At 44.7% G+C, this 24,853-nt stretch carries 21 protein-coding genes, 3 pseudogenes and 2 other annotated features; of the genes and pseudogenes, 22 read left to right on the top strand and 2 right to left on the bottom strand.

What is annotated here, in order from left to right; translation table 11 throughout:
* Positions 1-150: 150 nt before the first annotated feature.
* Positions 151-1,977: an APC family permease gene (locus BBA02S_RS02585; RefSeq protein ID WP_041113955.1), complete on the bottom strand. Its 1,827-nt coding sequence runs from the start codon at positions 1,975-1,977 to the stop codon at positions 151-153.
* Positions 1,978-2,275: 298 nt separating this feature from the next.
* Positions 2,276-2,467 (bottom strand): hypothetical protein, encoded by a 192-nt coding sequence (locus BBA02S_RS20130; RefSeq protein ID WP_082028139.1) that lies wholly within the window; start codon positions 2,465-2,467, stop codon positions 2,276-2,278.
* Positions 2,468-2,677: 210 nt separating this feature from the next.
* Here BBA02S_RS20130 and nfsA point away from each other — a divergent pair, with 210 nt between their 5' ends.
* The 22 genes and pseudogenes from nfsA (at position 2,678) to BBA02S_RS02485 (ending at position 24,848) form a co-directional block, all read left to right on the top strand.
* On the top strand, positions 2,678-3,406 hold the full coding sequence (gene nfsA, locus BBA02S_RS02580; RefSeq protein WP_041113956.1) for an oxygen-insensitive NADPH nitroreductase: 729 nt from the start codon (positions 2,678-2,680) through the stop codon (positions 3,404-3,406).
* Between the two features lie 53 nt (positions 3,407-3,459).
* Positions 3,460-3,698: a binding site (T-box leader), on the top strand.
* A gap of 94 nt (positions 3,699-3,792) precedes the next feature.
* On the top strand, positions 3,793-6,435 hold the full coding sequence (locus BBA02S_RS02575) for a valine--tRNA ligase (RefSeq protein ID WP_041097536.1): 2,643 nt from the start codon (positions 3,793-3,795) through the stop codon (positions 6,433-6,435).
* Between the two features lie 111 nt (positions 6,436-6,546).
* Complete coding sequence (locus BBA02S_RS02570) at positions 6,547-7,836, top strand: bifunctional folylpolyglutamate synthase/dihydrofolate synthase (RefSeq protein ID WP_041097534.1); 1,290 nt, start codon at positions 6,547-6,549, stop codon at positions 7,834-7,836.
* Positions 7,837-8,182: 346 nt separating this feature from the next.
* Positions 8,183-8,926, top strand: a complete 744-nt coding sequence (locus tag BBA02S_RS02565) for a prepilin peptidase (RefSeq protein ID WP_041113982.1) — start codon at positions 8,183-8,185, stop codon at positions 8,924-8,926.
* Between the two features lie 125 nt (positions 8,927-9,051).
* Positions 9,052-10,002 carry a hypothetical protein gene (locus BBA02S_RS02560; protein ID WP_041097532.1) on the top strand — a complete coding sequence of 317 codons (951 nt, stop codon included), beginning with the start codon at positions 9,052-9,054 and terminating at the stop codon, positions 10,000-10,002.
* Positions 10,003-10,196: 194 nt separating this feature from the next.
* The gene (locus tag BBA02S_RS02555; RefSeq protein ID WP_041097530.1) at positions 10,197-10,784 is read left to right on the top strand and encodes a Maf family protein; all 588 of its coding nucleotides are present in this window, start codon (positions 10,197-10,199) and stop codon (positions 10,782-10,784) included.
* A 21-nt stretch (positions 10,785-10,805) separates the two neighbouring features.
* Positions 10,806-11,297, top strand: a pseudogene (gene radC, locus BBA02S_RS02550) (RadC family protein); the annotation flags it as partial.
* A gap of 603 nt (positions 11,298-11,900) precedes the next feature.
* On the top strand, positions 11,901-13,433 hold the full coding sequence (locus tag BBA02S_RS02545; RefSeq protein WP_052477336.1) for a reverse transcriptase/maturase family protein: 1,533 nt from the start codon (positions 11,901-11,903) through the stop codon (positions 13,431-13,433).
* A gap of 21 nt (positions 13,434-13,454) precedes the next feature.
* The gene (locus BBA02S_RS20525) at positions 13,455-13,598 is read left to right on the top strand and encodes a hypothetical protein (protein ID WP_156136607.1); all 144 of its coding nucleotides are present in this window, start codon (positions 13,455-13,457) and stop codon (positions 13,596-13,598) included.
* A gap of 106 nt (positions 13,599-13,704) precedes the next feature.
* Positions 13,705-13,782 (top strand): annotated as a pseudogene (locus tag BBA02S_RS21225) (JAB domain-containing protein); the annotation flags it as partial.
* A gap of 551 nt (positions 13,783-14,333) precedes the next feature.
* Positions 14,334-16,076: a reverse transcriptase/maturase family protein gene (locus tag BBA02S_RS02540; protein ID WP_231557196.1), complete on the top strand. Its 1,743-nt coding sequence runs from the start codon at positions 14,334-14,336 to the stop codon at positions 16,074-16,076.
* Positions 16,077-16,294: 218 nt separating this feature from the next.
* Positions 16,295-16,435, top strand: a pseudogene (locus BBA02S_RS02535) (JAB domain-containing protein); the annotation flags it as partial.
* A 132-nt stretch (positions 16,436-16,567) separates the two neighbouring features.
* Positions 16,568-17,584 carry a rod shape-determining protein gene (locus tag BBA02S_RS02530; protein ID WP_041097524.1) on the top strand — a complete coding sequence of 339 codons (1,017 nt, stop codon included), beginning with the start codon at positions 16,568-16,570 and terminating at the stop codon, positions 17,582-17,584.
* Between the two features lie 335 nt (positions 17,585-17,919).
* Complete coding sequence (mreC, locus tag BBA02S_RS02525) at positions 17,920-18,813, top strand: rod shape-determining protein MreC (protein WP_041097521.1); 894 nt, start codon at positions 17,920-17,922, stop codon at positions 18,811-18,813.
* On the top strand, positions 18,810-19,325 hold the full coding sequence (mreD, locus tag BBA02S_RS02520) for a rod shape-determining protein MreD (RefSeq protein WP_041097519.1): 516 nt from the start codon (positions 18,810-18,812) through the stop codon (positions 19,323-19,325). The genes mreC and mreD overlap by 4 nt, the downstream gene beginning before the upstream one ends.
* Before the next feature lie 75 nt (positions 19,326-19,400).
* Entirely contained in the window at positions 19,401-20,087 is a 687-nt protein-coding gene (minC, locus tag BBA02S_RS02515; RefSeq protein WP_041097517.1) for a septum site-determining protein MinC, read from the top strand.
* Positions 20,080-20,889: a septum site-determining protein MinD gene (gene minD, locus BBA02S_RS02510; protein WP_041097515.1), complete on the top strand. Its 810-nt coding sequence runs from the start codon at positions 20,080-20,082 to the stop codon at positions 20,887-20,889. The genes minC and minD overlap by 8 nt, the downstream gene beginning before the upstream one ends.
* A gap of 135 nt (positions 20,890-21,024) precedes the next feature.
* A complete protein-coding gene (locus BBA02S_RS02505) occupies positions 21,025-21,684 on the top strand; it encodes a M23 family metallopeptidase (RefSeq protein WP_052475129.1) in 660 nt (219 codons plus the stop codon).
* Positions 21,677-22,534 carry a M50 family metallopeptidase gene (locus tag BBA02S_RS02500; RefSeq protein WP_041097513.1) on the top strand — a complete coding sequence of 286 codons (858 nt, stop codon included), beginning with the start codon at positions 21,677-21,679 and terminating at the stop codon, positions 22,532-22,534. Before BBA02S_RS02505 ends, BBA02S_RS02500 begins: the two co-directional genes overlap by 8 nt.
* 53 nt (positions 22,535-22,587) lie before the next feature.
* On the top strand, positions 22,588-24,054 hold the full coding sequence (locus BBA02S_RS02495; RefSeq protein ID WP_041113983.1) for an Rne/Rng family ribonuclease: 1,467 nt from the start codon (positions 22,588-22,590) through the stop codon (positions 24,052-24,054).
* A 47-nt stretch (positions 24,055-24,101) separates the two neighbouring features.
* Positions 24,102-24,181, top strand: a sequence feature (ribosomal protein L21 leader region).
* 13 nt (positions 24,182-24,194) lie between these two features.
* Complete coding sequence (gene rplU, locus BBA02S_RS02490; RefSeq protein WP_041097511.1) at positions 24,195-24,503, top strand: 50S ribosomal protein L21; 309 nt, start codon at positions 24,195-24,197, stop codon at positions 24,501-24,503.
* Between the two features lie 12 nt (positions 24,504-24,515).
* A complete protein-coding gene (locus BBA02S_RS02485; RefSeq protein ID WP_041097509.1) occupies positions 24,516-24,848 on the top strand; it encodes a ribosomal-processing cysteine protease Prp in 333 nt (110 codons plus the stop codon).
* The last annotated feature ends 5 nt before the right edge of the window (positions 24,849-24,853 follow it).

Genomic DNA, 24,853 nt, shown 5'->3' with positions numbered 1-24,853 from the left:
AATTCCTATCAATCTGGCAATGGTTAATTTTTCCTCTGGGCTTTTAGCCCGTGTATCTGCTTGTCCACCTGGAGCAAAGAACAGGCAGAACGAAATGAACAGGCTCCCCTGTTCGCTCCGTTCCGCTTTGGTGAAAGATGATGCAGCGGCTCATTTCTTAAACCGATAAGGAACTGTCGTCACAATCACGTTCTTCTGGTAAAGAAGATAAACCCTTAAGCGCAGCCCCGATTGATTATGAAGGATATCCTGCCATCTTTTTTTCGTAATAAATTGGGGGATGAGCACGGTGAGTGTATGCTCCTTTTCACTTGCTTTTTCTACAGCTAGGTCAATAAATCGTGCAAGAGGCCTCATTAAACTTCTGTATTGGGAGTGAAGAGTGACAAGCCGGATGTTGGGCTTCCACTTTTCCCATCTTTCCTCCATTCGCTTCTCGCTTTCACGGTCGAAGGCAACATGAACAGCAATCACTGTGTCGCCGATTAGTTCGGCATAGTGTAACGACTGTTCAACGACTTTTGTTATTCCCGCGACTGGAACAATGACGACGTTTCCTTTGAACCGTAAAGCTTCCTCGCCGGCTTTCATCCTCAATTGTTCTCCGGTTGCCTCGTAATGCTTTTTAACTCGATGAAACATCCAAATAATAATCGGCAAGAAAATAAGAACCGGCCACACTTGAGAGAATTTAGTGGAGAAGAAGATAATGACCACTGTCAAACTAATTAATGCGCCGATCAAATTAATCATTAATTTATGCGTCCACCCTGGAGGCTTTTCTCTCAGCCAGCGGACAATCATTCCCGATTGTGACAAGGTGAAAGGGATGAAGACACCGACCGCATATAATGGAATAAGCTGTTCTGTTTCGCCGCCAAAGGCAATGATAAGCAAAATAGACATGATTCCAAGGGTGACGATGCCGTTTGAATAGCCGAGCCGGTCCCCCCGCATCAGAAACATGCGCGGAATGTATTTATCCGTCGCTAAATTAACAGCAAGCAGGGGAAATGCGGAAAAACCGGTGTTGGCAGCCAGCACTAAAATGAGCGCTGTCGTTCCTTGGACGAAGTAATACATAATATTTCTCCCAAATACCTGAGAGGCGATTTGCGAGACCACGGTTTCTTCAGCTTTTGGGGTAATTCCCAGCCAATAGGCTAAAAACATGATGCCCGAGAAAAGCATGGCTAAAAGCACGCCCATCATTACTAAGGTATTAGCCGCGTTTTTGGCGGCTGGTTCTTTAAAATTAGGCACTGCATTGGACACAGCCTCAACACCGGTCAGGGCGGAACAGCCGGATGAAAAAGCCCGGAGCAATAAAAACAAACTGATGCCCGGCACGGCCGTTCCGATCGGCGAGTGCAAGTCAGCCGGCACGTGCCCGCTGATAATCTGCCATACGCCTGCTGCTGATAGAATAAGCAAGGCCAAGACGAACAAATACACCGGGTAAGCAAGAACAGAAGCGGATTCTGTGACTCCTCTTAAATTTAAAACGGTGATGAAAACAACTAATAAAGACGCGATGATGACATTGTGGCCGTGCAGTTCCGGAAAAGCAGAGGTTAAAGCATCGGTTCCGGCTGATACACTGACAGCAACAGTTAAAATGTAGTCTACTAACAAGGAGCCTCCAGCAATGAGCCCAGCATTTTCTCCAAGATTGCTTCTGGAGACGATATAAGCTCCGCCGCCATGAGGATAAGCATGAATGATCTGCCGATATGAAAGAATCAAGGCAGTCAGGAGAACTAACACGCCGATGCCAATGGGGAGGGAGTACCAAAAGGCAATCAGGCCAATCGCAGACAAAACAATTAAAATTTGTTCCGGTCCGTAAGCGACGGAAGAAAGAGCATCTGATGATAAAATCGCAAGCGCTTTTAGCTTGCTTAGTTTTTGTTCCCCGAGTTCACTCGTTTTCAGGGGTTTTCCGATCAAAGCTTTTTTCATAATTGAATAGCGCATGAAGCAGACCTCCGCAAAAGTAGATCAATGATGGTAAAGACGAAAGAACTTGAATAGAGAATGCTTAGCGTCACTGTGACGGTAAAAAAAGAATCCCAAGCCGCTGATCGTCCTCTTCCGGCGATAGCGGTCTTGGTGATAGAGTTCCCTTATTTACCGTTGGCGATTCCAAGAAACAGCTATCTTTTCGTGTTGGCGGCTGCTGATTAGCCGGTCAGGCCATTGTTGTATTCAACTGTTTTCTCCTATACTGCCAAGCGCCGTGTAAATAAAAAAGACGCCTGCTATAAGACGTCTTTTAAAACCATTCCAAGTAAAGGGCCACGGCAAGAAGCACTAAAATCGAAAGCAAGATGACATCAAATGTCGTTGGAAAAAAGATCGTCCGTATTCCCTGGAAAATACAAAAGGGAACGGCCAGCTGACAGCAGACGGCCCGCACTGTCCGCAGCCACGGGGGTAAAGAGTAAGGGTTATATCTTCTTCGCATTATATTACACCTGCCTGTGGTTCATGGGCATGGATTCATCGCCTGCCATGAGGATTCTTTTTATTGTATGCCGGAGAACAAGCGAAGGTGATTTTGTCAGTTGAAGTCAGGAACGTTGACAGGCGGAGAAAGGTGATTTACGTTTAAAAGAAGAACACAGCGAACAGTTACATATATGTTGCTATGGCAAAATAAGAAAGGAAGGATCATATGATTGACTTATTAATGTCTCATGCCTCTGTGCGCAAGTACACAAATGAACCTATTTCTGATGAGATGTTTCATCAATTGCTGGAGGCTGCTCAGCACGCGGCGAGCTCTCACTTCGTACAAGCTTATTCTGTTGTACGCGTGAAAGATGAAGAAAAGCGGCAAAAGCTTGGCGAGCTTTCAAAGAATAAGCAGCAATTTGAATCGGCAGCCCTGCCGCTCGTTTTTTGTGCGGATTTAAAGCGGCTGGAAAAAGCGGTGACTCTTCACGGCAAAAGCTTTGAAGGAAGCATGGCAGAGAACCTGCTCGTTGCTGTCATTGATACGGCTTTATTTGCCCAGAACTTTGTGGTCGCCGCCGAATCAAAAGGATATGGCATTTGTTATATCGGCGGGGTACGCAACAACCCGCAGGCGATTAGTGAATTGCTGGAATTGCCGGATTATGTTATTCCGCTATTCGGTTTGACTGTCGGCGTGCCGGCTGAATCGAATGAAGTCAAGCCCCGTTTGCCGCTGGAGGCCGTTTTGCATGAAGATACTTATAATGAAGCCAAATACGATCAACTGCTGGCGGAATACGACAAACAGATGCACAAATATTATGCTGCCCGCACAACGAATAAGAAGGATGCCGCATGGACAGGCGGCATGGCTGCCTTTTTATCTGAGCCGCGGCGTGCCTACATGCTGGAGTTTTTGCAGTCAAAAGGTTTCATAAAAAAATAATTCGGTAAAGATTGACGCCTTTGCCTGTTTTCAGCTAATATTATGAATGATAATGAAAAGCGAAGATCTGGAAGAGTACAGAGATGAGGCTTGCCTGCAGAGAGGAAAACTCCTGGCTGAAAGGTTTTCCGCAAGAGCTCTTTGGAAAGTCCCCCGTGAGCTGCTTCTGCGAACTGTTCAGTAGTGGAAGCCGGTTGCCAGCCGTTAATGGATTGAGAGCCGGATAGATCTGCCTTGGCTGCAGCTGTCCGTGAAAAAAGGTGGTACCGCGAATAACTCCTTCGTCCTTTTGACGTAAGGGGTTTTTTTGTTGTTTACAAACATCACATTGCGGGTCGCTGGCTGAGGCGCTTGCGCATTTTTTCTGGAAAGAAGGAGGAAATTCAATGGAAAACAATGAATTGTCAATGCCGACAAAATATGATCCGAAAGCAATTGAACAAGGACGCTATGACTGGTGGGTCAAGGGTGAATACTTCCAAGCAAAGGATGACCAAACAAAAACCCCTTATACAATTGTTATCCCGCCGCCAAACGTGACCGGAAAGCTTCATTTAGGCCATGCTTGGGATACGACATTACAGGACATTTTAACACGCATGAAGCGAATGCAGGGCTATGACGTGCTTTGGCTGCCGGGGATGGACCATGCCGGTATTGCTACACAGGCGAAGGTCGAACAAAAGCTTCGTGAAGAAGGAAAAACACGTTACGACCTTGGGCGCGAAAAGTTTCTAGCAGAATCATGGAAATGGAAAGAGGAATATGCAGAATTTATCCGCCAGCAGTGGGCGAAGCTTGGTCTCGGCCTTGATTACAGCCGCGAGCGCTTTACATTAGACGAAGGCTTATCAAAAGCGGTTCGTGAAGTTTTTGTTTCACTATACAAAAAAGGCTTAATTTATCGCGGGGAATACATTATTAACTGGGACCCGGCGACAAAAACGGCTTTGTCTGACATCGAAGTAATTTACAAAGACGTACAAGGCGCCTTTTATCACATGAAGTATCCGCTGGCAGACGGAAGCGGACATATTGAAATTGCCACAACCCGTCCAGAGACGATGCTCGGCGATACAGCTGTAGCTGTTCACCCTGAAGATGAGCGGTATAAGAACTTGATTGGCAAAAAGGTGATTTTGCCAATCGTCGGCCGCGAAATCCCAATTGTGGGGGACGATTATGTCGATATGGAATTTGGTTCAGGAGCAGTGAAAATCACGCCAGCTCATGATCCGAACGATTTTGAGATTGGCAACCGCCACGATTTAGAACGCATTCTTGTTATGAATGAAGACGGCACAATGAATGAAAAGGCCGGTAAATACAATGGCATGGACCGCTTCGATTGCCGCAAACAAATTGTAAAGGACTTGCAGGAAGCAGGCGTGCTATTCAAGATTGAAGATCATATGCACTCTGTCGGCCACTCTGAGCGCAGTGGAGCGGTTGTCGAGCCATACTTGTCTACGCAATGGTTTGTGAAAATGCAGCCGCTTGCCGATCAGGCGATTGAGCTGCAATCGAAGGAAGAGAAGGTAAATTTCGTGCCAGACCGTTTTGAGAAAACGTATCTTCATTGGATGGAAAACATCCGTGACTGGTGCATCTCTCGCCAGCTTTGGTGGGGACATCGCATTCCGGCTTGGTACCACAAAGAAACAGGAGAAGTCTATGTCGGCGAGGAAGCGCCAGCAGACGCTGAAAATTGGGAACAAGATACCGATGTGCTTGATACATGGTTCAGCTCGGCATTGTGGCCGTTCTCCACAATGGGCTGGCCGGATGAGGAAGCGAAAGACTTTAAACGCTATTATCCAACGGCTGCGCTCGTTACCGGCTATGATATTATCTTCTTCTGGGTATCTCGGATGATCTTCCAAGGCTTAGAGTTTACAGGAGAGCGTCCATTTGAAGATGTGTTGATTCATGGGCTTGTCCGCGATTCAGAAGGACGGAAAATGAGTAAATCGTTAGGAAACGGCGTCGATCCGATGGAAGTGATCGACCAATATGGGGCGGACTCTTTGCGCTATTTCCTATCAACAGGCAGCTCGCCGGGCCAGGATCTGCGCTTCTCTGTAGAAAAAGTGGAATCCATCTGGAATTTTGCTAACAAGATCTGGAACGCTTCCCGCTTTGCCTTAATGAACATGGCTGGCCTGAAATACGAGGAAATTGACTTGAGCGGCGAAAAATCAGTTGCCGATAAGTGGATTTTAACGCGATTGAATGACACGATTGCCAGCGTGACAAAGCTTGCTGACCGTTACGAATTTGGTGAAGTAGGCCGCGTCCTTTATAATTTCATTTGGGACGATTTCTGTGACTGGTATATTGAAATGGCTAAGCTGCCGCTTTACGGAGAAGACGAAGCAGCCAAGAAAACGACGCGTTCTATTCTTGCTTATGTATTAGATCAAACGATGCGGTTATTGCATCCGTTCATGCCGTTTATTACCGAGGAAATATGGCAGAACCTGCCGCATGACGGGGAAACCATCGTTGCAGCTAAATGGCCGGAAGTGAATGAGGAACTTTCTGATCAGCAGGCGGCTGATGAAATGAAGCTGCTTGTAGATATCATCCGTTCTGTACGCAATATTCGCGCAGAAGTCAATACTCCGCTTAGCAAGAAAATTAAACTAATCATTAAAGCGAAGGATGATGCTGTGCTCGCTACACTTGAAACGAACCGGGCTTATATTGAGCGTTTCTGCAATCCGGACGAATTGGTTTTATCAACAGATGCAGCAGCTCCTGATAAGGCGATGACAGCTGTTGTTACAGGGGCAGAATTATTCCTGCCGCTTGAAGGATTAATTAATATGGAAGAGGAAATGGCCCGTCTGAAAAAAGAATGGGACAAATGGAACAGCGAAGTTGAACGTGTTCAAAAGAAACTCGGCAATGAGCGGTTCGTCAGCAAAGCTCCTCAAAAAGTCGTCGACGAAGAGCGTGCAAAAGAAAAAGATTATCTTGAAAAACGTGCTGCAGTCGAAGCTCGCATGAAGGAAATGCAAGGATAAGGAAGAAATGGAGACGGATCTGCCGAGGCAGATTCGTCTTTTTAAAAGCGGATTTTGAGAATCGGCACAGCGTGTCTGTTATATTTAAATCATAATGAAGGGAGAAGAAAAATGAATACATATGAAGAAGCAATCGACTGGATTCACAGCCGTCTGCAGTTAGGCATTAAACCAGGGCTAAAACGGATGGAGTGGCTGATGGAAAAGATGGACCATCCTGAGAGGCGCCTGCGGGCGGTTCATATCGGAGGGACAAATGGCAAAGGCTCGACGGTCGCCATGATCCGCTCGATGCTGCAGGAAGGAGGATATGAGGTCGGCACGTTCACCTCGCCGTACATTGAACAATTCAACGAACGAATCAGCATAAATGGTGTACCTGTTAGTGATCAAGAGATTATTGACCTCACAGCTAGTATTAAGCCGCTGGCAGAAGAGCTCGAAAAAACAGATTTGGGCGGGCCGAGTGAATTTGAAGTGATTACGGCGATGGCGATTTATTATTTTGCTTATATCCATCCGGTCGATATTGTTCTCTTTGAAGTAGGGCTGGGCGGACGGCTTGATTCTACAAATATTATTCATCCGCTACTCTCTGTTATAACAACAATCGGTATGGACCATACGCAATTTCTAGGCGATAAGCTGGAGGATATTGCTTTTGAGAAAGCAGGAATTATCAAAAATGGCGTTCCTGTCATTACAGGAGTTCAGCAGGAGGAAGCGCTTGCGGTTATTCAAAAGCGTGCAAAAGAGATGAAATCGGCTGTTTATCAGCTGGGAGAGCAATTTAAAGCTGATTGGCAAGAATCATTGCCTCAAGGGGAAGTGTTTAATTTTCAGTCGGTATTTGCCCAAATGGATCAATTGCAAACCAGCTTAAACGGCCTTCACCAGTCAGAAAATGCAGCAGTCGCTACGATGGCTGTTTTATACTTGCGCGCTTTTTATGCTTTTTTAGTAGAGGAAGAGCCTATCCGCACCGGATTGCGGTCAGCAAACTGGCCGGGAAGAATGGAATATATATCAGAAAAGCCTATTATTCTCCTCGACGGTGCCCACAACCCAGAGGGAATGAAGGCGCTTGTCCGCTCGCTTGCAGAGCGTTTTCCTGACAACCAAATAACCGCTCTGTTTGCTGGAATGAAAGACAAACAGCTAGATGAAATGATTGCCGCGCTAGAGCAAGCAGCTCAGCGAATTATGTTCACAACGTTTGATTTTCCGCGCGCGGCCGGCAAGCAAGAATTTCAGCCTTTCTTAACGACACACGGCTGGCAAGAGAACTGGAGGGAAGCGGTCTCTGAATTTAAACATTCTGCTTCGCAAGAGGAAGTGCTGGTTGTCACAGGCTCCCTTTATTTCATTTCTGAAGTGAAAAAATTTGTAAAAGAAACATAGGATGCTCTTTGGAAAGCTGTCTATGCAGGCAGCTTTCCGCTGTTAGCGTGCATACAATTAAAAAGAGTTAGAATATTATACCAACAATTAACGTGCTGTGATACAATAGTCATGTTTGATGTCAGTCCCCTTTTCCTTCCGAGAAAATTAACATCCACGATTTACGCTTCTCCTGATCGGCTTAGGTTTATCCTTCTATTCCGCTTCTTCCTCAACTAACTTTTTTCTGCCTCTCCAGTCCTTAATCTGCAATGCACAAGCAACAAATTTATCTGAAGTAAAGAGGCTTCCACGGTTAATAGTGAAGGCCAGGTAAAAAAGTGAAAGCAGGTGCAGGGAAGAATTGATCCCGCTTTTTATCTTCTTTTATGGCTTGGTGTGTGGTTCGTTTTTTAATGTCGTTGGTTTGCGCGTGCCGAAAGGGCAATCGATTATGCAGCCGCGCAGCACTTGTCCAGCATGCAGCCATGAGCTGGGCATGACAGAACTAATTCCTGTGTTATCTTATGTGCTGCAAGCGGGGAAGTGCCGTGCTTGTCAGTCAGCTATCTCGCGGATTTACCCGTTTATGGAATTGATTACCGCTCTGTTGTTTGTGCATGCCTATTTTTGTTTTGGGCTGACAGCTGATTTTGTTCTGGCTTTGGCGTTGATTTCTATGCTAATGATTATTGTGGTTTCCGATCTTGCTTATATGATTATTCCGGATAAAGTGCTGCTCTTCTTTTTCTCGTTATTTCTCATTGGACGGATGATCTATCCGCTTGATCCATGGTGGGATTCCATTGTTGGAGGAGCGGCCGGGTTTATTGTTTTTTTCCTCATTGCAGCAGTTTCAAAAGGGGGAATGGGAGGAGGAGATATTAAGCTGTTTGCTGTTATTGGCTTTCTTGCCGGAGCGGAGCAGACCTTAGTTATTTTTTGTCTGTCGTGTCTATTCGGTGCTCTAGGAGGGATGGTCTTGATGATAGTGGGGGTCATTAAAAGAGGCGAACCCATGCCTTTTGGTCCATTTATCGCGCTTGCTGCGCTGATCGCGTTTTTTTATGGCGAGGCATTTCTCGCATGGTATTTGCGCTTTTTTTCTTAAGGAAAGAATGAATTGAAAACATTGCCGAAATTTTTCCAGGACAGGACGACAAAAGTCTTGTTCTTTTTTTTACCTGCTATGTTAGCATGAGGACAACTTCAATGCAGGCGGAAGGATGATCACAAATGATGGACAAGGAGAACCCGAAAAAACAATCAAGCATCTTTGTAACAATTGGCAGCAAACCGAAGAAGGAATTGGCTGGGCAGGAGTGGGACAATGGGAAAAAAGAGAGTGCTGCCGCTATTGAGCCAAAGAAGGAAGAAGAAGAATTTCAATGGCTGTTCCCCGAGAAGACTGAGCAAAAAGAAGAGGCAATTCAGCAATATGCTTCCATGCAGCGGCCAGCCGCTAAGCAGGCAACCGGAAAGCTTTTAATTATTGTGATCAGTGCTGTGTGCGTCGGCGTGCTGCTTGGCTATGCACTAGTCAAAGTAGTAACACAAAAGGAAGAACCCGCGCGGCATGCGATTTTGCAAGAAGAGAAGCAGGAAAAGGTGAAAGAGAAAGAAAATACGGCCGCTGTTCCTGCTGCCCCGAAAGGCAAAGGGACCTCTCTTTCTTCCATAGAACCAGCAGTTGTTCAGGGAGGCGTTTTTTCGACGAAAGAGGCAGCAGAAGCAGTCAAGCGGCAAATAAACGGATTAGACCTGCCAGCGGAAGCAGTGCAGCAAAATGGTCAATATATCGTTCTGCTAGCGACTGCTTCCACCGTTGAAACGGCGAAAATGATCGGAGAGCTGTACAAAGCATCTGGGGCAGACACATATGCAAAACAGGTGACCGTTTCATCTTCTCAGCCTTTAGGAGAGGCAGCGGGTGAGATCGCTGCTTTATTTCCGGCAGTGGCAGAAGAGAGCGGAAAACAAGTGGCTGGCCGGAAGGGGGATCAGTTGGAACTTCAAAAAGCGGAAAAAGCATTAACAGCTATGGACGTGCAGTCTAATGACCGTACAGCTGTTCAACTAAAAAAACTGCTGACGGAAGCGTTAACCGAAGCCAAAAGCGATCAGCCGCAAGCCGCCAAAGCTGCGCAAGAGAAGCTTCTGGCTTTTTTATCTGTTTATAGTCAATAAGGGTGCTTCGGCATCCTTTTTAGTTTGGAAAGGAGGCTGTTATGTGAAAAATGCATGGGATTTTATTTGTATTCGTTGTTTTAACAGCAATATTCATTTAATTTTACAGGAGAATGGAAAAGTTTGTCGTACGATGGCAGTTTTGATATGATAGCGATGTATCTTCCTTATTCTCGAAAGATAGGTGATTGGATTTGACAAGATTAATTTTAGCTTCAGGTTCCCCCAGACGAAAAGAACTCCTCGAACAAATCGGTTTGGCGTTTACAGTCAAAGTAAGCCACGCTGATGAAACCATCCCTTTTGGAATGTCCCCGGAACAAGCAGTTATGCATTTGGCTTCCGTGAAAGCCGCTGCCGTCGCGGCTGATGAACAGGACGATTTCGTTATTGGAGCAGATACAATCGTTCTTCTTGACGGAGAAATATTAGGCAAACCGAAGAGCCGTCAGGAAGCAAAAGAAATGCTTCAGCGTCTGTCTGGCCGGACACATGCAGTGTGCACAGGTGTATCCATAAGGTATGGAGCAGATGAATGTGTATTCTACGAAAAAACATATGTAACCTTTTGGGAGCTTGCGGAAGAAGAAATCAATAGCTACCTGGATACAGGCGAGCCGTTTGATAAAGCCGGAGCCTATGGCATTCAAGGAGCAGGCGCCATTTTTGTCAAAAAAATCGATGGCGACTATTTTGCTGTCGTTGGTCTGCCGCTCGCATCCCTTTATCGGCAACTGAAACGGCTCGGCTGGCAAGGGAACGCCTTCCTTTTTCCTTCCTGATAGGTTGTGAAAGGAGAAAGCATGTCGAAAGAAACATTGATGATCCGTGATGTTCCTTCAGAGGAACGTCCGCGGGAACGATTAGTCGCAAATGGGGCCGCCAGCTTGTCCAATCACGAACTCCTCGCTATTATTTTACGAACCGGCACAAGAGACAGTTCGGTTCTGCAGCTGGCTAATCGCCTCCTGCAAACATTTGAAGGCCTCCGCTTATTGAAAGATGCCTCTCTTCAAGAAATTACTTCCATTAAAGGTATTGGTGAAGCGAAAGCTGTACAAATTATATCTGCACTTGAGCTTGGCAGGCGCATCAGCCAATTAAAGTTTGAAGACCGCTATGTGATCCGTTCGCCCGAAGATGGCGCCAACTATGTCATGGAAGAAATGAGATTCCTGACACAGGAGCATTTTGTGTGCCTGTATTTAAATACTAAAAACCAAGTGCTGCACAAGCAGACCTTGTTTATCGGCAGCTTAAATACTTCCATTGTCCATCCTCGCGAAGTCGTGCGCCCATAAGGTCATTTAGAAAATCTGCTCTAGCAAAGCAGCAGGGAAATATCACAATCTTCACCCTGTCATCAGCCAACTTATCCGAATGGGAAACCAAACGGGGAGTGTAGCCTGTTGGAAAAGCCATAAGTTGTCTAGTTACCAAGGCACGACTGAATGGCGAGATGAAATTCATAGACAAGGATGAAAGCTGCATTGCTTGAATGATAGCTCAAGGAGGACTACGAGGGTCTTCAGCGGGAGGTAACCATTTACGCTGTATGAAGTATGCGTGTTTCTTAAAAATTTCGAGAAATATGACGTGATACTACTTTGTCCATCTTCTATATAGAAGAAACGAGCGAAAGTCACATCCGAAACTATGAAAGCTAGGTTTCTAAATGTCTAAATGGGGATTGCCTAAGTCAGAAGGCTGTTCATTCAGCTATGCATAATGCCTAATAGGGTGATAAATTTCAAGCCGAAAGGCAAGAAAGATGATGCTGAATATCTGATATGGCAACGGAACTCTCGTAGTAGTCTGAGATAGGGAAAGCCTATTACATGGCGAAGGAGAGTAGTTTATCGAGTTTAATACCAAATTGGGAAGGAGCGAGAGGCTCTATGAGAAATCCAAAAGTAGTATTAAGCACTCTAGCTTCCAAAGCACAAAATGAATCGTATGTATTTGAAAGACTGTATCGAAACCTCTATAATCCCGAGTTTTATTTAGAAGCCTATGCCACACTCTACCCTAATAAAGGCAGTCATACAAAGGGCGTTAACAACAACACAATCGATGGAATGAGTTTGGAACGAATCGAGCGTTTAATTGAAAAATTAAAAGAACAGACATTTCAACCAAAACCAGCCTGCAGAACCTATATCCCAATGAAAAACGGTAAATCGCGACCTTTGGAGACTCCAGCTTTTGAGGATCAATTAGTGCAAGAAGTTATTCGGCGAATTTTAGAAAGTATGTATGAACCGCAATTCTCAAATCATTCGCATGCTTTTCGACCCAATCGCAGCTGCCACACAGCCCTAAAGGAAATACGCAGCACTTTCACGGGTACGAGATGGTTGATTGAAGGGGAGATAAAAGGTTTCTTTAATCGCATGGATCATCACGTTTTAGTTGGACTTTTACGGAAACGCATAAGGGATGAAAAATTAATTAATTTAATTTGGAAATTCCTAAGAGCAGGTTATGCAGAGGAGTGGACTTTTCACAAAACATACAGCGGCACCCCTCAGGGCGGCATCATTAGTCCGTTATTATCGAATATTTATCTGCATGAATTAGATAGATATGCAGATAAATATGCGGGATCTTTTAATAAAGGTGAAAAAGGCGGACACCAGCTTGTCTATCATAGCCTGGCATCAAAGATTAATTATTGTAAAAGTAAAAATAAACGTGATGGGGAACGATTAACTGAAGAAGAAAAGGCTTTATATAAAGAGTTGCAAAGCCATGACAGTAAAGACCTTTTCAACCCGAATGACCGTCGGATGAAGTATGTAAGATACGCTGATGATTTTATTATTGGTGTGATTGGGAGTAAACAAGAAGCCGAGCAAATCAAGAAAGATTTAACAGACTTTCTTGCGATAGAACTAAAATTAGAACTAAGTGCTGAAAAAACGTTGATCGCTCATCATCGGAAAAAAACTAGATTCCTAGGGTATGACATCCGGGCAGCAAGAGGTTGGCACCGAATGAAGATGACTGATGGCACGAAGAAACGAAAGTTCAATTATCAAACGAAGCTATTCGTACCTCGCGAAAAATATATCAAAAAACTCATCGATTTAGGTGCATTAAAAATAGGCAGCAACAATGAATGGAAACCAGTTCATCGTTCGTATCTCGTGCATAAGGATGACCTTGAAATTCTCCAAACGTATAATGCTGAAATTGAAGGCTTGTATCACTATTATCGCTTAGCAAGCAATGTACATGCGCTGCAAGCTTTTCGTCAAATAATGAAATACAGCATGATAAAAACGTATGCCAGTAAGTATAAAAGTACCGTCAGTAAAATTATTGCGAAATTTAAGATAAACGGAACATTCGGTGTGCGTTATCAAACAAAGAACGGCCCTAAAACTGTCTATTTTACGGAACAACGAATGGAAAAAACTCGGGAATAAAGAAACATTCAGGCGATACAATTGAAAATACGATCATTTACAATGACAGATTACATCCCATTGAACGCCGTTAAGCTGAAAAATGTGCGTGGCGCGGTGCAAAAGCTTGAAAGGCAAGAAAAGATGGGGACAAATGATGATTGCCATGGGAAGTTAGATGGATAAAGGGAAAGCCGTATACTCTGAGAGGAGTACGTACGGTTTGGAGGGGAGCTCTTGGAAACCTGCTTAGGCAACTAAGCAAGGCGCCGGGTCCTTACCCTACTTCAAAGAGGCTTTTCGCCGATCAGCTGCTTCGGTCATTTGTGTTCACAATCACCCGTCTGGAGTGCGCCTGCAAGGTGCGTAATTTTAGCGGTTTCTATTAGAAATCTAGAACTCCTTATAATGTTCTATGGTCAGCATCTTACCTTGAGGGGAAACCTATAGAGGGAACAGAGCATGATGTGAAAAGGAGAAAAGACGACAAAGCTATCTAACGTCGAGTCAGTTCTTCAGACCAAGTGATGTACGGTAAAGGCTAAACTGCTTGAATCCTAGACGAATGAGCGATGGGTGCGCCATTGTCTACGATAGCTAACAGGCAATGAGGACAAAATGGGGACGTATCTTCAGAGCGTCCGATGGAACTCTTGTGATTCCTGTCCATAGTAAGGCTTGTCCTTCAATCCTCCACTAGAGGAAACCGTCGAAAGGGATACCTAACCGTCACGCATCTAAAATTATGTCATCATTCAGGGATTACCTAAGTGCAAGTGATAAAAGGCTATTAGACAAAGGTCTATGGAATTTGCATAGGGTAACGGAGTCTTCATAGTACCCAACGTTTGCTTGTAATGAGTTTAGCAGGGGGAAGGGAGACAGGTTGATGTTAACGTTAACTAGAAAGGAGTCATGAATATGGCAACCAATCCATTTCGACAGTTAGACGTTATAAGGAATGCTTCTCAAAAAGGAAACACCATTACGGATTGTTACCGTCTTATGTATAACAAAAAGTTGTGGATAACAGCATATGCGAAACTATACCCGAACCCAGAAAACCTCACAAAGACAACAGCTAATGAAACGATAGATGGTTTCAGTTTACAAAGAATAGATGACATCATAGAGCGATTAAAGGCCGGAACATTCCGCTTTGCATCGGTAAGAGCCGTCTATCCTCCTAAGTCAAACGGAAAGAAGCGGCCATTAAGGACTTCTAATGTCAACGATAAGCTAGTGCAGGAAGTGATGAGAATGGTATTGGAAAACGTTTATGAACCTATATTCTCCACAAACTCCCATGGGTTTAGGGAGGGGAGAAGCTGTCATACAGCACTTTCTCAAATCAGAAACACATGGAAAGGTTTAACGTGGTGTATTAAAGGCAATACGAAAGGCTTCTTTGACCATATTGACCACACTGTCCTGCTAAAACTGATCTCCAAGAAAATCAATGACCGCCGTTTCCTGCTATTAATTCATAATGCTCTAACCAGTGGTGTAATGGAAGGTTGGACATATTATAAAACCTGCAGTGGTACACCACAAGGGGGCATCATTTCTCCTATCTTAGCCAATATTTATCTTCATGAGTTTGACCTGTTTATGGAAAAACAAATGAAAGAGTTTGATAAAGGAAAGGTTAGAGCGAGCCATGAGGAGGACCTCAAGATTCGATCAGCGATCAGCACATTATCACAGAAGATTAAAAGGCTGGATGGAAGAAATAGGAATAGTCATTGGCAAGGGAGGGAGGAACTAGTCCTTACTATTCAGGAACTTAAAGCTAAGCAAGTTAAAGTTCATTCTGCCGATCCAATAGATAAAAATTATCAAAGGATGAAATATGTCCGCTATGCTGATGATTTTGTGATAGGAATGGCTGGTTCTAAACAAAGTGCTGTAAAGATGAAGGAAACGAGCAGATATTTTCTTGAAAAGGAACTCCGTTTGGAGCTCAGTGGCCAGAAAATAATTGTCACCCATCTAGAGAATTCCATCCCCTTTCTTGGATATGAGTTCTACCTGTGGAGTGAGAGGAGGGTTAAAAGGGATTCTTATAAAAACCAAAAACACCTATTGAAAAAGCGAACTCTCTCAGGTGCGATAAAGTTAGAAATCCCTGAAAAGAAAATCAGGGTATTTGCAAGTAAAAACGGATATGGTAATGTAGACAACTTTAAAATTATGCATAGGGCAAAGCTGCTTAACAATTCGGAGCTAGAAATCCTGCACACTTATAACACTGAACTGCGAGGAATCGCCAACTACTACAAGTTAGCTGATAATTACCATTATTTAGGTAAGTTGTTTTATTTAGCGGAAAGTAGTTTTATAAAGACGATTGCGAATAAAAGAAAAAGCACCTCTAGGAAGGTCGCTAATAGTATGCGAACCCACAAACAAGGAGGAGTATGTCTTGTAAGAAGAGATCAACATGGAAATGAAAAACCGCACCCGTTCTTAAAACTGAAAGACCTGCCAAAGCATAAAGGTGCAGTCAAAGCAGACTCTCCTGATATTGATATATTGGTGAATGCAATGAAATATTCAGGTGGGATGGAGTGCGAACAACGTTTATTAGCAAACCAATGCGAAGTGTGCGGGACAACAGAAGGTCAGATGGAAGCTCATCCTGTCGGTAAATTAAAGACTTAAAGACGAAAAACACTTCATGTACTTGGACAGGAAGAGGCTAGAAAGAAACAAAAAACGATTGTCTGATGTTATAAGTGCCATCATGACCACCATGAGCAGTAAATTCCGATTAGTCAACTGGCGAGCCGTATACGCTGAAAGGTGTACGTACGGTTCTGAGGGGGAAACTGTGAAACCTGCTTTTGGAGACGAAGCAAGGCGCATGGTTCCTACCCTACGACCCGAGGCCGAGCAGGGAGGATATTGATGTGACCAAGCGTTTGGCGGAATGCGGAAAAATTCTTGGCATCGAATTGCTTGATCATTTAATTATAGGTGAAAAGAAATTCGTCAGTTTGAAAGAAAAAGGCTATTTATAACGCTAGGATTTTTTTTTTCCTTCGGTTATAATATAAGTTATGATTTTTCCTAGTTGTTTTTGTCGAAAAATAAAAGAATAATGTCAAATCAATCATGATAAAAGTAATGGATCGAGAAAGGGAGATACTTGTATGTTTGGAATTGGAAGCCGAGATCTTGGAATAGACTTAGGAACAGCTAATACGCTCGTTTATGCAAAAGGAAAAGGTGTTGTTGTTCGTGAGCCGTCTGTGGTTGCTTTGCAAACGGACACGAAGCAAATTGTCGCCGTCGGAAATGATGCTAAAAAAATGATTGGACGTACTCCGGGGAACGTAGTAGCTACTCGTCCCATGAAAGACGGGGTAATTGCTGATTATGAAACAACAGCTACAATGATTAAATATTATTTAAAACAAGCAACCAAAAATGGAAAAGGCTTGCTGACAAGCAAGCCATATGTAATGGTGTGTGTGCCATCCGGCATTACAGCTGTGGAGGAGCGCGCGGTGATTGATGCAACTCGCCAGGCAGGCGCTCGTGATGCTTACACAATTGAAGAACCATTTGCTGCGGCCATTGGTGCCAACCTGCCTGTTTGGGAACCTACGGGCAGCATGGTAGTCGACATCGGCGGCGGAACGACTGAAGTAGCCATTATTTCACTGGGCGGCATCGTAACAAGCCAGTCCCTCCGCATAGCAGGAGATGAAATGGATGATGCCATCGTGGCTTATATCCGCAAGCAATATAATTTATTAATTGGGGACAGAACGTCTGAAACGATCAAAATGGAAATCGGCTCAGCTGGTGACTTTGAACAGCTGCCAAGCATGGAAATCCGCGGCCGGGATTTATTGACAGGACTTCCAAAAACAATTGAAATTACCGGAGAGGAAATTGCTGAAGCCTTGAAAGATACAGTAACTGCTATTGTTGATACGGTAAAAAGTACACTGGAGCAAACGCCGCCGGAATTGGCTGCCGATATTATGGATCGCGGTATTGTTCTTACAGGCGGCGGCGCCCTTCTGCGCAATCTGGACAAAGTGATCAGCAAAGAAACAAATATGCCGGTCATCATTGCGGAAAATCCGCTGGATTGTGTGGCGGTCGGAACTGGTATGGCTCTAGATCATATCGATTTATTCAAAAATAAAAATAAGTAAGACACAGGTTTATTCAACAGCGTGCGGTTCGAAAATAAAGGTGAATTTTGGCCGCCGCTGAATAAGCGCCGTTGTGAAGTTGAAGTTCAGCTGCTCTTTTTGGAGACGCTTTATCTATTAGGTGAGCGCTATGCGAAACATGCCATGCGGCCCGTCTTGCATGGCGCTCCTTTCTCCGAGACAGCTTAGCAGCTTTGCTTTTTCGCTTCAGCTGCCGTTGCAAGCAGTCTGTTTTATGCTTGCCGCCGCTGGCTGGCGCTTTTCCTTTTTATAGATTCGGCAGCAATTGGTAGTGCCGGGTTTTAACTTAATGCAAACAAACAGAGGTGGAGTATATGCCACAATTTTTTACAAATAAGCGTCTGATCGTTCTACTTGGGAGCATTATTGTTCTTGTCGCTTTAATTGGTTTTTCTCTTCGCGACAGGGAGAACTTATCCTGGCCGGAGCAATTTGTTAAAGATATTGTCGGTTTAGGGCAAGCGGTAGTATCTAAACCTGCCAATGGCTTTGCAGGTTTTTTTGATGAAGTGAAAGATTTGCGGAATACATACGAAGAAAACAAAGAGCTAAAGGCTAGAATCGAAAAGACAGCCCAGCTGGAAAGTGATGTTGCCCGCTTGCAAAAAGATAACCAGGAGCTGCGGAAAGTGCTGGACAAAAAGAAGAGTTTAGCAGATTACGAGCCGGTGCAAGCAACGGTGATTGCCCGCAATCCGGATCGCTGGTTTGATGTGATTACCATTGATCAGGGAGAGGCGACTGGTATTGAGCCTGACATGGCTGTTATTACAGCCGAGGGATTGATCGGGAAAGTAAAGAGTACATCAAAGTTTACGTCCACTGTTCAACTGCTAAGTGCGCATGATTCAAGAAATCGCGTGTCAGCGGTTATTCAGGGGAAAAACAATGTGTACGGAGTGATCGAGGGTTACGACAAGGAAAAGAAAACGCTGCTGATGACGAAAATTCCCTACGATTCCAAAGTGAAAAAAGGAATGCTTGTGACAACGTCTGGAAAAGGCGGTGTGTTCCCTAAAGGCTTAATTATCGGCAAGATTAAGAAAATGGTTCCGGATGAGTTTGGTTTAACACAAACAGCCCTTATTGAACCAGCCGCTTCCTTTAATGATCTTGAACATGTAATGGTCGCAAAGCGCAGCATGACGACTGTTCGCGCGGAAAAGGAAGAGCGCAAGCAGGTTCTTATTGAGGAGGGGAACTTGTGAAACGGCTTTACCTTCCCCTCCTGATGATCGCTCTTTTTTACAGCGATAACCTGTTTGTCACCATTTTTCCGGAAGCAGCGTTTGATGGGAAATATATGATTATTCCACGATTTTTCACCATCGGTTTGTTATTTATGGCTGTTTTCTTTGACCGCAATACGGCAATTAAATACGGCTTTTTGTTCGGCTTTCTCTTCGATATTTTCTACACAGGCGTGCTGGGCGCTTATATGTTCTTTTTGCCTTTTGTCGTGTATGTTGTATCGAAGCTGGTCAAGGTATTGCAGAACAACCTGTTCATTCTTAGTTTTATTTTTTTGTTCGGGGTTGCTTTGCTGGAATTGATCATGTTTCAATTAAATGTGCTGATTGAGCGTACAGAAATAGATTTAGCGCAGTTTGTATCCGTTCGTTTAGGGCCGACACTGCTCTTAAATCTGATCTTTTATCTTCTTTTTTCATTCCCGTTGAAAAGCGCCTTTGAAAAGCTTCAGCGCATTTACAATGATTAACTCCCCAAGGACGGAAAAAGAGGAATCGAAGAGGGCTTGTCGAATTAATTGGACAACAGAGGTGAATTTCGTGCTATGAAGACAAAACAAAACGTTGTCATTAAAGGGACAAAGGATGGGCTGACGCTGCATTTAGACGATAAATGTGCGTATGATGAATTGCTGCAGGAGCTGAAAGAGAAAATGGATGCCGTCAATGGCCAGGAGCACGGATCTGTTCTCACAGTTACTGTTCAGGCAGGAAATCGCTATTTATTAGATGAAGAAACCGAAGAAATAAAAAAAATCATTAATCAACGCGAGCATCTCGCTGTCGAGTCTGTCAAATCCAATGTAATGACAATGGAAGAGGCGATCCGCTGGAAAGAAGAAAGCGAGATTGTTTCTTATACAGGACGAATCCGCTCAGGGCAGATACTTGAGGTTCCCGGGGATCTGCTGCTGATCGGCGATGTGAATCCTGGAGGAACAGTAAAAGCCGGGAGAAATATTTTTATTATGGGTGCTTTAAAAGGAATGGCCCATGCCGGCTGTTATGGAGACGAGGCGGCTGTCATTGCGGCTAGCCGGATGATGCCATCTCAACTTAGAATCAGCCATTACTTTAACCGTGCACCCGACCGTTATGAAGAAGAGGACTGTTACGAGACGGAGTGTGCGTACATAGATGATTCTAACCAGATTGTGGTTGACCGCTTACAGGTGCTTAAGCATCTGAGACCGGGAATTTCTACGTTTAAAGGGGGAAAGCACAGTGGGTGAGGCTATAGTTATTACATCTGGAAAAGGCGGAGTCGGCAAAACAACTACTACCGCTAACTTAGGCACCGCACTTGCACTGCAAGAGAAAAAAGTTTGTTTAGTGGATACAGATATTGGTCTTAGAAACTTAGATGTTGTGATGGGGCTTGAAAACCGGATTATTTACGATTTGGTCGATGTGATTGAAGGACGCTGCAAAACCCATCAGGCACTTGTGAAAGATAAGCGTTTTAACGACTTGCTTTACTTGCTGCCGGCAGCTCAAACAACAGACAAATCCGCTGTTCAGCCGGAGCAGCTGAAAAAGTTGATGGAAGAATTAAAGCAGGAATTCGATTATATTTTAATAGATTGTCCAGCCGGGATTGAACAAGGATACAAGAATGCTGTAGCCGGCGCTAATAAGGCCATTGTTGTCACCACTCCTGAAAAGTCGTCTGTCCGTGATGCAGACCGGGTCATCGGACTGCTGGAGAAGGAAGAAGGCATGGAGTCCCCAAAGCTGATTATTAACCGGATACGCAATCATATGATGCAGCAGGGAGATATGCTTGATGTGGATGAAGTGGCCGCACACTTGTCTATTGAACTGCTCGGCATTGTGGTGGATGATGATGAGGTAATTAAGTCTTCTCATAATGGAGAACCGGTTGCTCACAATCCAAATAACCGGGCCTCGATCGCTTACCGCAATATTGCCAGAAGAATTCTTGGTGAATCTGTGCCTTTGCAGCAGCTTGATGATATCAAAGAAGGATTCTTCACTCGCTTCAAGAAGTTTTTTGGTGTCCGTTCAAAATAAATTTGTTTATTTAGAGAAAAGCCGTTTATCCGCTTAATAAGCCGGTAAACGGCTTTTTGGCGTGAATTCTTTCTTCTTAATCGGCCTTGTCACTCATATAGTGTACAAACCTGTGTAGAAGAGGAGGAAAGCTGTGTGAAAGAAGAAAAAGATCTGTTTCCGCTGGCAGACGAGAAGGAAGAGCTGCATCCGCTATTCAGCTGGGAACGTTTTTTGTTTAAATGGCTTGCAGCTGGGGCGTTAGTGTTAGCTACTGCTATTTTGTTTCGGCATCCCTCTCCGATGCTAGAGGACGGGAGACACTGGATGGAGAAGACGATGGAAAAAGAATTTCCTTTCTCAAGGGCAGCCCAATGGTATGAAAAGGCATTTGGCGAACCGCTGCCTTTTACGGTAGACGGGTGGACAGAGAAAGAGCAAAGCCCGGGCGCATCTCCTGAAATCGCCTTGCCGGCTGCCGGGCGCATTGTAGAGGACTTCCAAACAAATGGCCAAGGGATTCTCGTGGAAACAGGCCCAACTGAAGAAGTAAAGGCCATTAAAGAAGGAACCGTTATTTTTACTGGGGAAAAGGAGGGGTTAGGAAAAACAGTTATCCTGCAGCATGCTGATAATAGCGAGTCGTGGTATGGACATCTATCTGCCTTGTCTGTGCAGCAATATGAACGGGTAAAGCCCGGAAGCACACTGGCTAAGGCCGAAATAGGGAAAAATACAAGCGGCGGGCAATTTTACTTGGCCATTAAGCGTGATAATGTGTTTATTGATCCAAATGAGGTGGTTCCATTTGAATAAATGGATGAAAAACGTCCATATTCATCCGCTTCTCTGGGGAGTCATTGGCGTCTGTCTACTGACGGGAACCTTTTTACCCTTGCTGCTTGCCTTTACTGTTATTGTTGTTCATGAGTCAGGCCATGTGTTAGCGGCACATGCCCTAGGCTGGCGAGTGAAAAAAGTAGTGCTTCTTCCATTTGGCGGTGTTGCGGAGGTGGACGAGCACGGGAATCGTCCATTAAGGGAGGAACTGCTCGTTGTATTGGCTGGCCCGCTGCAGCATCTTTGGTTGTTTGCAGCTGCCTGGCTGGCGCATGAGGGGGGGATTTTGTCTTCTGGTCTATATGAGTCGTTTTGGGACATTAACATGGCGATCTTGCTTTTTAATTTGCTGCCGGTGTATCCGCTGGATGGAGGCAAGCTTCTCATGCTGCTCTTTTCGGCAGCCAAGCCCTTTTTATCCGCCTTCCGGCTCGTTATTCTTTGTTCGGCATGCTTATTGTTTTGCCTGCAAATGACGGTCTTTTTCTTTTTTCCTTTTCATCTGCAGGCCTGGGCATTATTTTTCTATTTAGGATGGACCCTTTGGAGAGCTTGGAAAGAAAAGCGTTATGCCTTTATGCGTTTTCTTTTAGAACGGCACTATGGCAATAAAGGGGCGGCAGGTTTTCTAAAGCCGCTGACTGCCCCCTCAGAAGAGCCAGTGATGAATGTGCTTGAACGGTTCCAGCGCAATGCCAAGCACATCGTTTATGTGACAGAGGGAGGAAAAAAACAAGGAAGGCTTGATGAAAATGAGTTGCTGTATGCGTACTTTTCGGAAAAGAAAACAGATTCCCGCCTAAAAGACTTGCTGCCTGTCGATTGACGGACGCGCCCCGCAGCAGTAAAGTGGAACAAAAAGAGGAAAGCGGGTTTTATATGAATGCGCTGATTGTCAGTACGAAGGGAAGGGAAAAGCGGCTGGCTGTCATGAAAAATGGAACGGCCGATCAAGTTCATATTTTTCAGCCAGCCCACCGTTCCCATGTTGGTTTTATTTATTACGGGATTGTTTCAAAGGTGGAAAAAGGGATGAATGCTTGCTTTGTCAATATCGGCTTGGAACAGAATGCCTTTTTGCATCGCAACGACTTTCCGGATCATCAAAATAAATCGATCGGAGACCTGGTTCATCAAGGGCAGAAGATCATCGTCCAAGTGATGAAGGATGGATCAGAAATGAAAGCACCACGCTTGACTGCCGTGATTGAATGGCCCGGGGACTTACTTGTTTATTTGCCGGCAGGCCGCTATGTCGCTTTATCAAAAAAGGCGGAAAATGAACAGCAGCGCCGTGAATGGAGCGAGTGGATTGAAGAGCACAAAAGGGAAGAGGAAGGACTGATTGTCCGCACAGCCGCATTTTTCCTGCCAAAGGAAGACTTATTTGCGGAATGGAGGCAGCTTCGGGCCCGGCATGAAAAGCTAGTAAAAGCGGCGGAAAAAGCACAGGCGCCTGTTTTGCTGCTTGAGCGGCAGCAATTGCAAGAGGAGCTTTTTGCAAGGATGAATGAGCTCGGGCAAGGAGAGCTGATTGGTGACGAGCTTGACTTTCTAGTGAGCATAAAAGAAGATGTCCGTTTTAAGAAAGGTCAATGGACAACTACCTTTCATTCAGCGGATGAGGAGATATTTTCTGCCTTTGGGTTGCGCGAGTCAGCAGAGATGGCTTTAAAACGTACGGTTTGGCTGCCAAGCGGCGGCTTTATTGTTATTGACCGAACAGAAGCGATGACGGTCATTGATGTTAATACAGGAAAGTTTACCGGAAAAAGCAGCCAGAGGCAGACCGTGCTCGTAACGAATAGAGAAGCAGCTGCAGAGAGTGCCCGGCAATTGCGTTTGCGTGATATTAGCGGCATGATTCTGATCGACTTTATCGATATGGCGAATGAAGAAGACCGCCGAGAGGTTGAGAGAGAACTGGTCAAAGAGACGAAAAAGGATTCGAAGCAAGTGTCGGTGCGCGGCTTTACTTCTCTCGGGCTGATGCAAATGACCCGCAAAAAAACGAAGCCCTCCCTCATTGAGACAGTAACCGAGCCGTGCCGAGTATGCCGGGGCACCGGACGGGTGATTAGCAGTGAAAGCGCAGCCTTTCAACTGGAAAGAAAACTGTTGGAATTGGCCCGACATGAAGTGGAAGCTGTACTTGTGGAAGTGACATCTGAGGTGCAGGCAGTGTTCGCCGGCAAACGCAATGAGTATCATGAGAGGCTTGAAAATCTTCTCCATAAAAAGATTATTTACCAGGTTATTGAGGCAGCGGCGCCTGTTGGAAGGATTCTCCGGACGGGCAGCTTTGCAGAGTTATCGCCGAAAGGAAAACTCCTCGAAAAAAGTTGACATAAAAGCAGGGAAATGATAAGATTCTAATGTTATTGTTTGTAGCACCTGTGCTACAACCGCTCATAACAGGTTGGAAGTGTTTGCTCTTGCAAACCACCTGCGAATGGCGAGTCTGAGTAACCAAGGAGGTGCAGGAAATGTACGCAATTATTGAAACTGGCGGTAAACAAGTAAAAGTAGAAGAAGGTCAAGCGATCTACATCGAAAAATTAGATGCTGCAGAAGGTGATTCTGTAACATTTGATCAAGTATTATTCGTTGGCGGCGATAATGTAAAAGTAGGAAGCCCAACTGTTGAAGGCGCTACAGTTACAGCTAAAGTTGAAAAACAAGGCCGTCAAAAGAAGATTACTGTTTTCAAATTCAAAGCAAAGAAAAACTACCGCAGAAAACAAGGCCATCGTCAACCATACACTAAAGTTGTAATTGAAAAAATCAACGCGTAAGGCGATGATCCAATGATTCGGGTAAATGTAAACAGAAATCCTTCTGGAAGAATCTCTTCTTTCACAATGGAAGGACATGCTGAATTTGCTGAACATGGAAAAGATCTCGTTTGTGCGGGAGCGACATCTGTCTCTTTTGGGGCATTAAATGCCATTCTTTCATTGACCGATGCCAAATTAGGCATTGAGCAAGGAGAAGAAGGAGGATTCCTCCGCTGCATTGTGCCAGAGAACCTTCCTTCAGCTGAAGCGGACAAGGTTCAGCTCTTGCTTGAAGGAATGCTTGTTTCCCTGCAAACGATTGAACGTGAGTATAGCAAACATATAAAAATTACTTTTCACTAACAGGA

This window comes from Bacillus badius NBRC 15713, from assembly GCF_001591605.1.
Classification (GTDB): Bacteria; Bacillota; Bacilli; order Bacillales; family Domibacillaceae; genus Pseudobacillus; species Pseudobacillus badius.
Note: the sequence above shows the minus strand (reverse complement) of the source record. Positions and strands in the feature narration are given on the sequence as shown.

Excerpts from the sequence above, each read along its gene's own strand:
- minC (WP_041097517.1), top strand. The coding sequence starts at position 19,401 with ATGAAGACAAAACAAAACGTTGTCATTAAAGGGACAAAGGATGGGCTG.
- nfsA (WP_041113956.1), top strand. The coding sequence starts at position 2,678 with ATGATTGACTTATTAATGTCTCATGCCTCTGTGCGCAAGTACACAAAT.
- BBA02S_RS02540 (WP_231557196.1), top strand. The coding sequence starts at position 14,334 with ATGGCAACCAATCCATTTCGACAGTTAGACGTTATAAGGAATGCTTCT.
- mreC (WP_041097521.1), top strand. The coding sequence starts at position 17,920 with ATGCCACAATTTTTTACAAATAAGCGTCTGATCGTTCTACTTGGGAGC.
- BBA02S_RS02530 (WP_041097524.1), top strand. The coding sequence starts at position 16,568 with ATGTTTGGAATTGGAAGCCGAGATCTTGGAATAGACTTAGGAACAGCT.
- BBA02S_RS02570 (WP_041097534.1), top strand. The coding sequence starts at position 6,547 with ATGAATACATATGAAGAAGCAATCGACTGGATTCACAGCCGTCTGCAG.
- BBA02S_RS02495 (WP_041113983.1), top strand. The coding sequence starts at position 22,588 with ATGAATGCGCTGATTGTCAGTACGAAGGGAAGGGAAAAGCGGCTGGCT.
- BBA02S_RS02575 (WP_041097536.1), top strand. The coding sequence starts at position 3,793 with ATGGAAAACAATGAATTGTCAATGCCGACAAAATATGATCCGAAAGCA.
- BBA02S_RS20130 (WP_082028139.1), bottom strand. The coding sequence starts at position 2,467 with ATGCGAAGAAGATATAACCCTTACTCTTTACCCCCGTGGCTGCGGACA.
- BBA02S_RS02485 (WP_041097509.1), top strand. The coding sequence starts at position 24,516 with ATGATTCGGGTAAATGTAAACAGAAATCCTTCTGGAAGAATCTCTTCT.
- BBA02S_RS02545 (WP_052477336.1), top strand. The coding sequence starts at position 11,901 with ATGAGAAATCCAAAAGTAGTATTAAGCACTCTAGCTTCCAAAGCACAA.
- BBA02S_RS02585 (WP_041113955.1), bottom strand. The coding sequence starts at position 1,977 with ATGCGCTATTCAATTATGAAAAAAGCTTTGATCGGAAAACCCCTGAAA.
- BBA02S_RS02560 (WP_041097532.1), top strand. The coding sequence starts at position 9,052 with ATGATGGACAAGGAGAACCCGAAAAAACAATCAAGCATCTTTGTAACA.
- rplU (WP_041097511.1), top strand. The coding sequence starts at position 24,195 with ATGTACGCAATTATTGAAACTGGCGGTAAACAAGTAAAAGTAGAAGAA.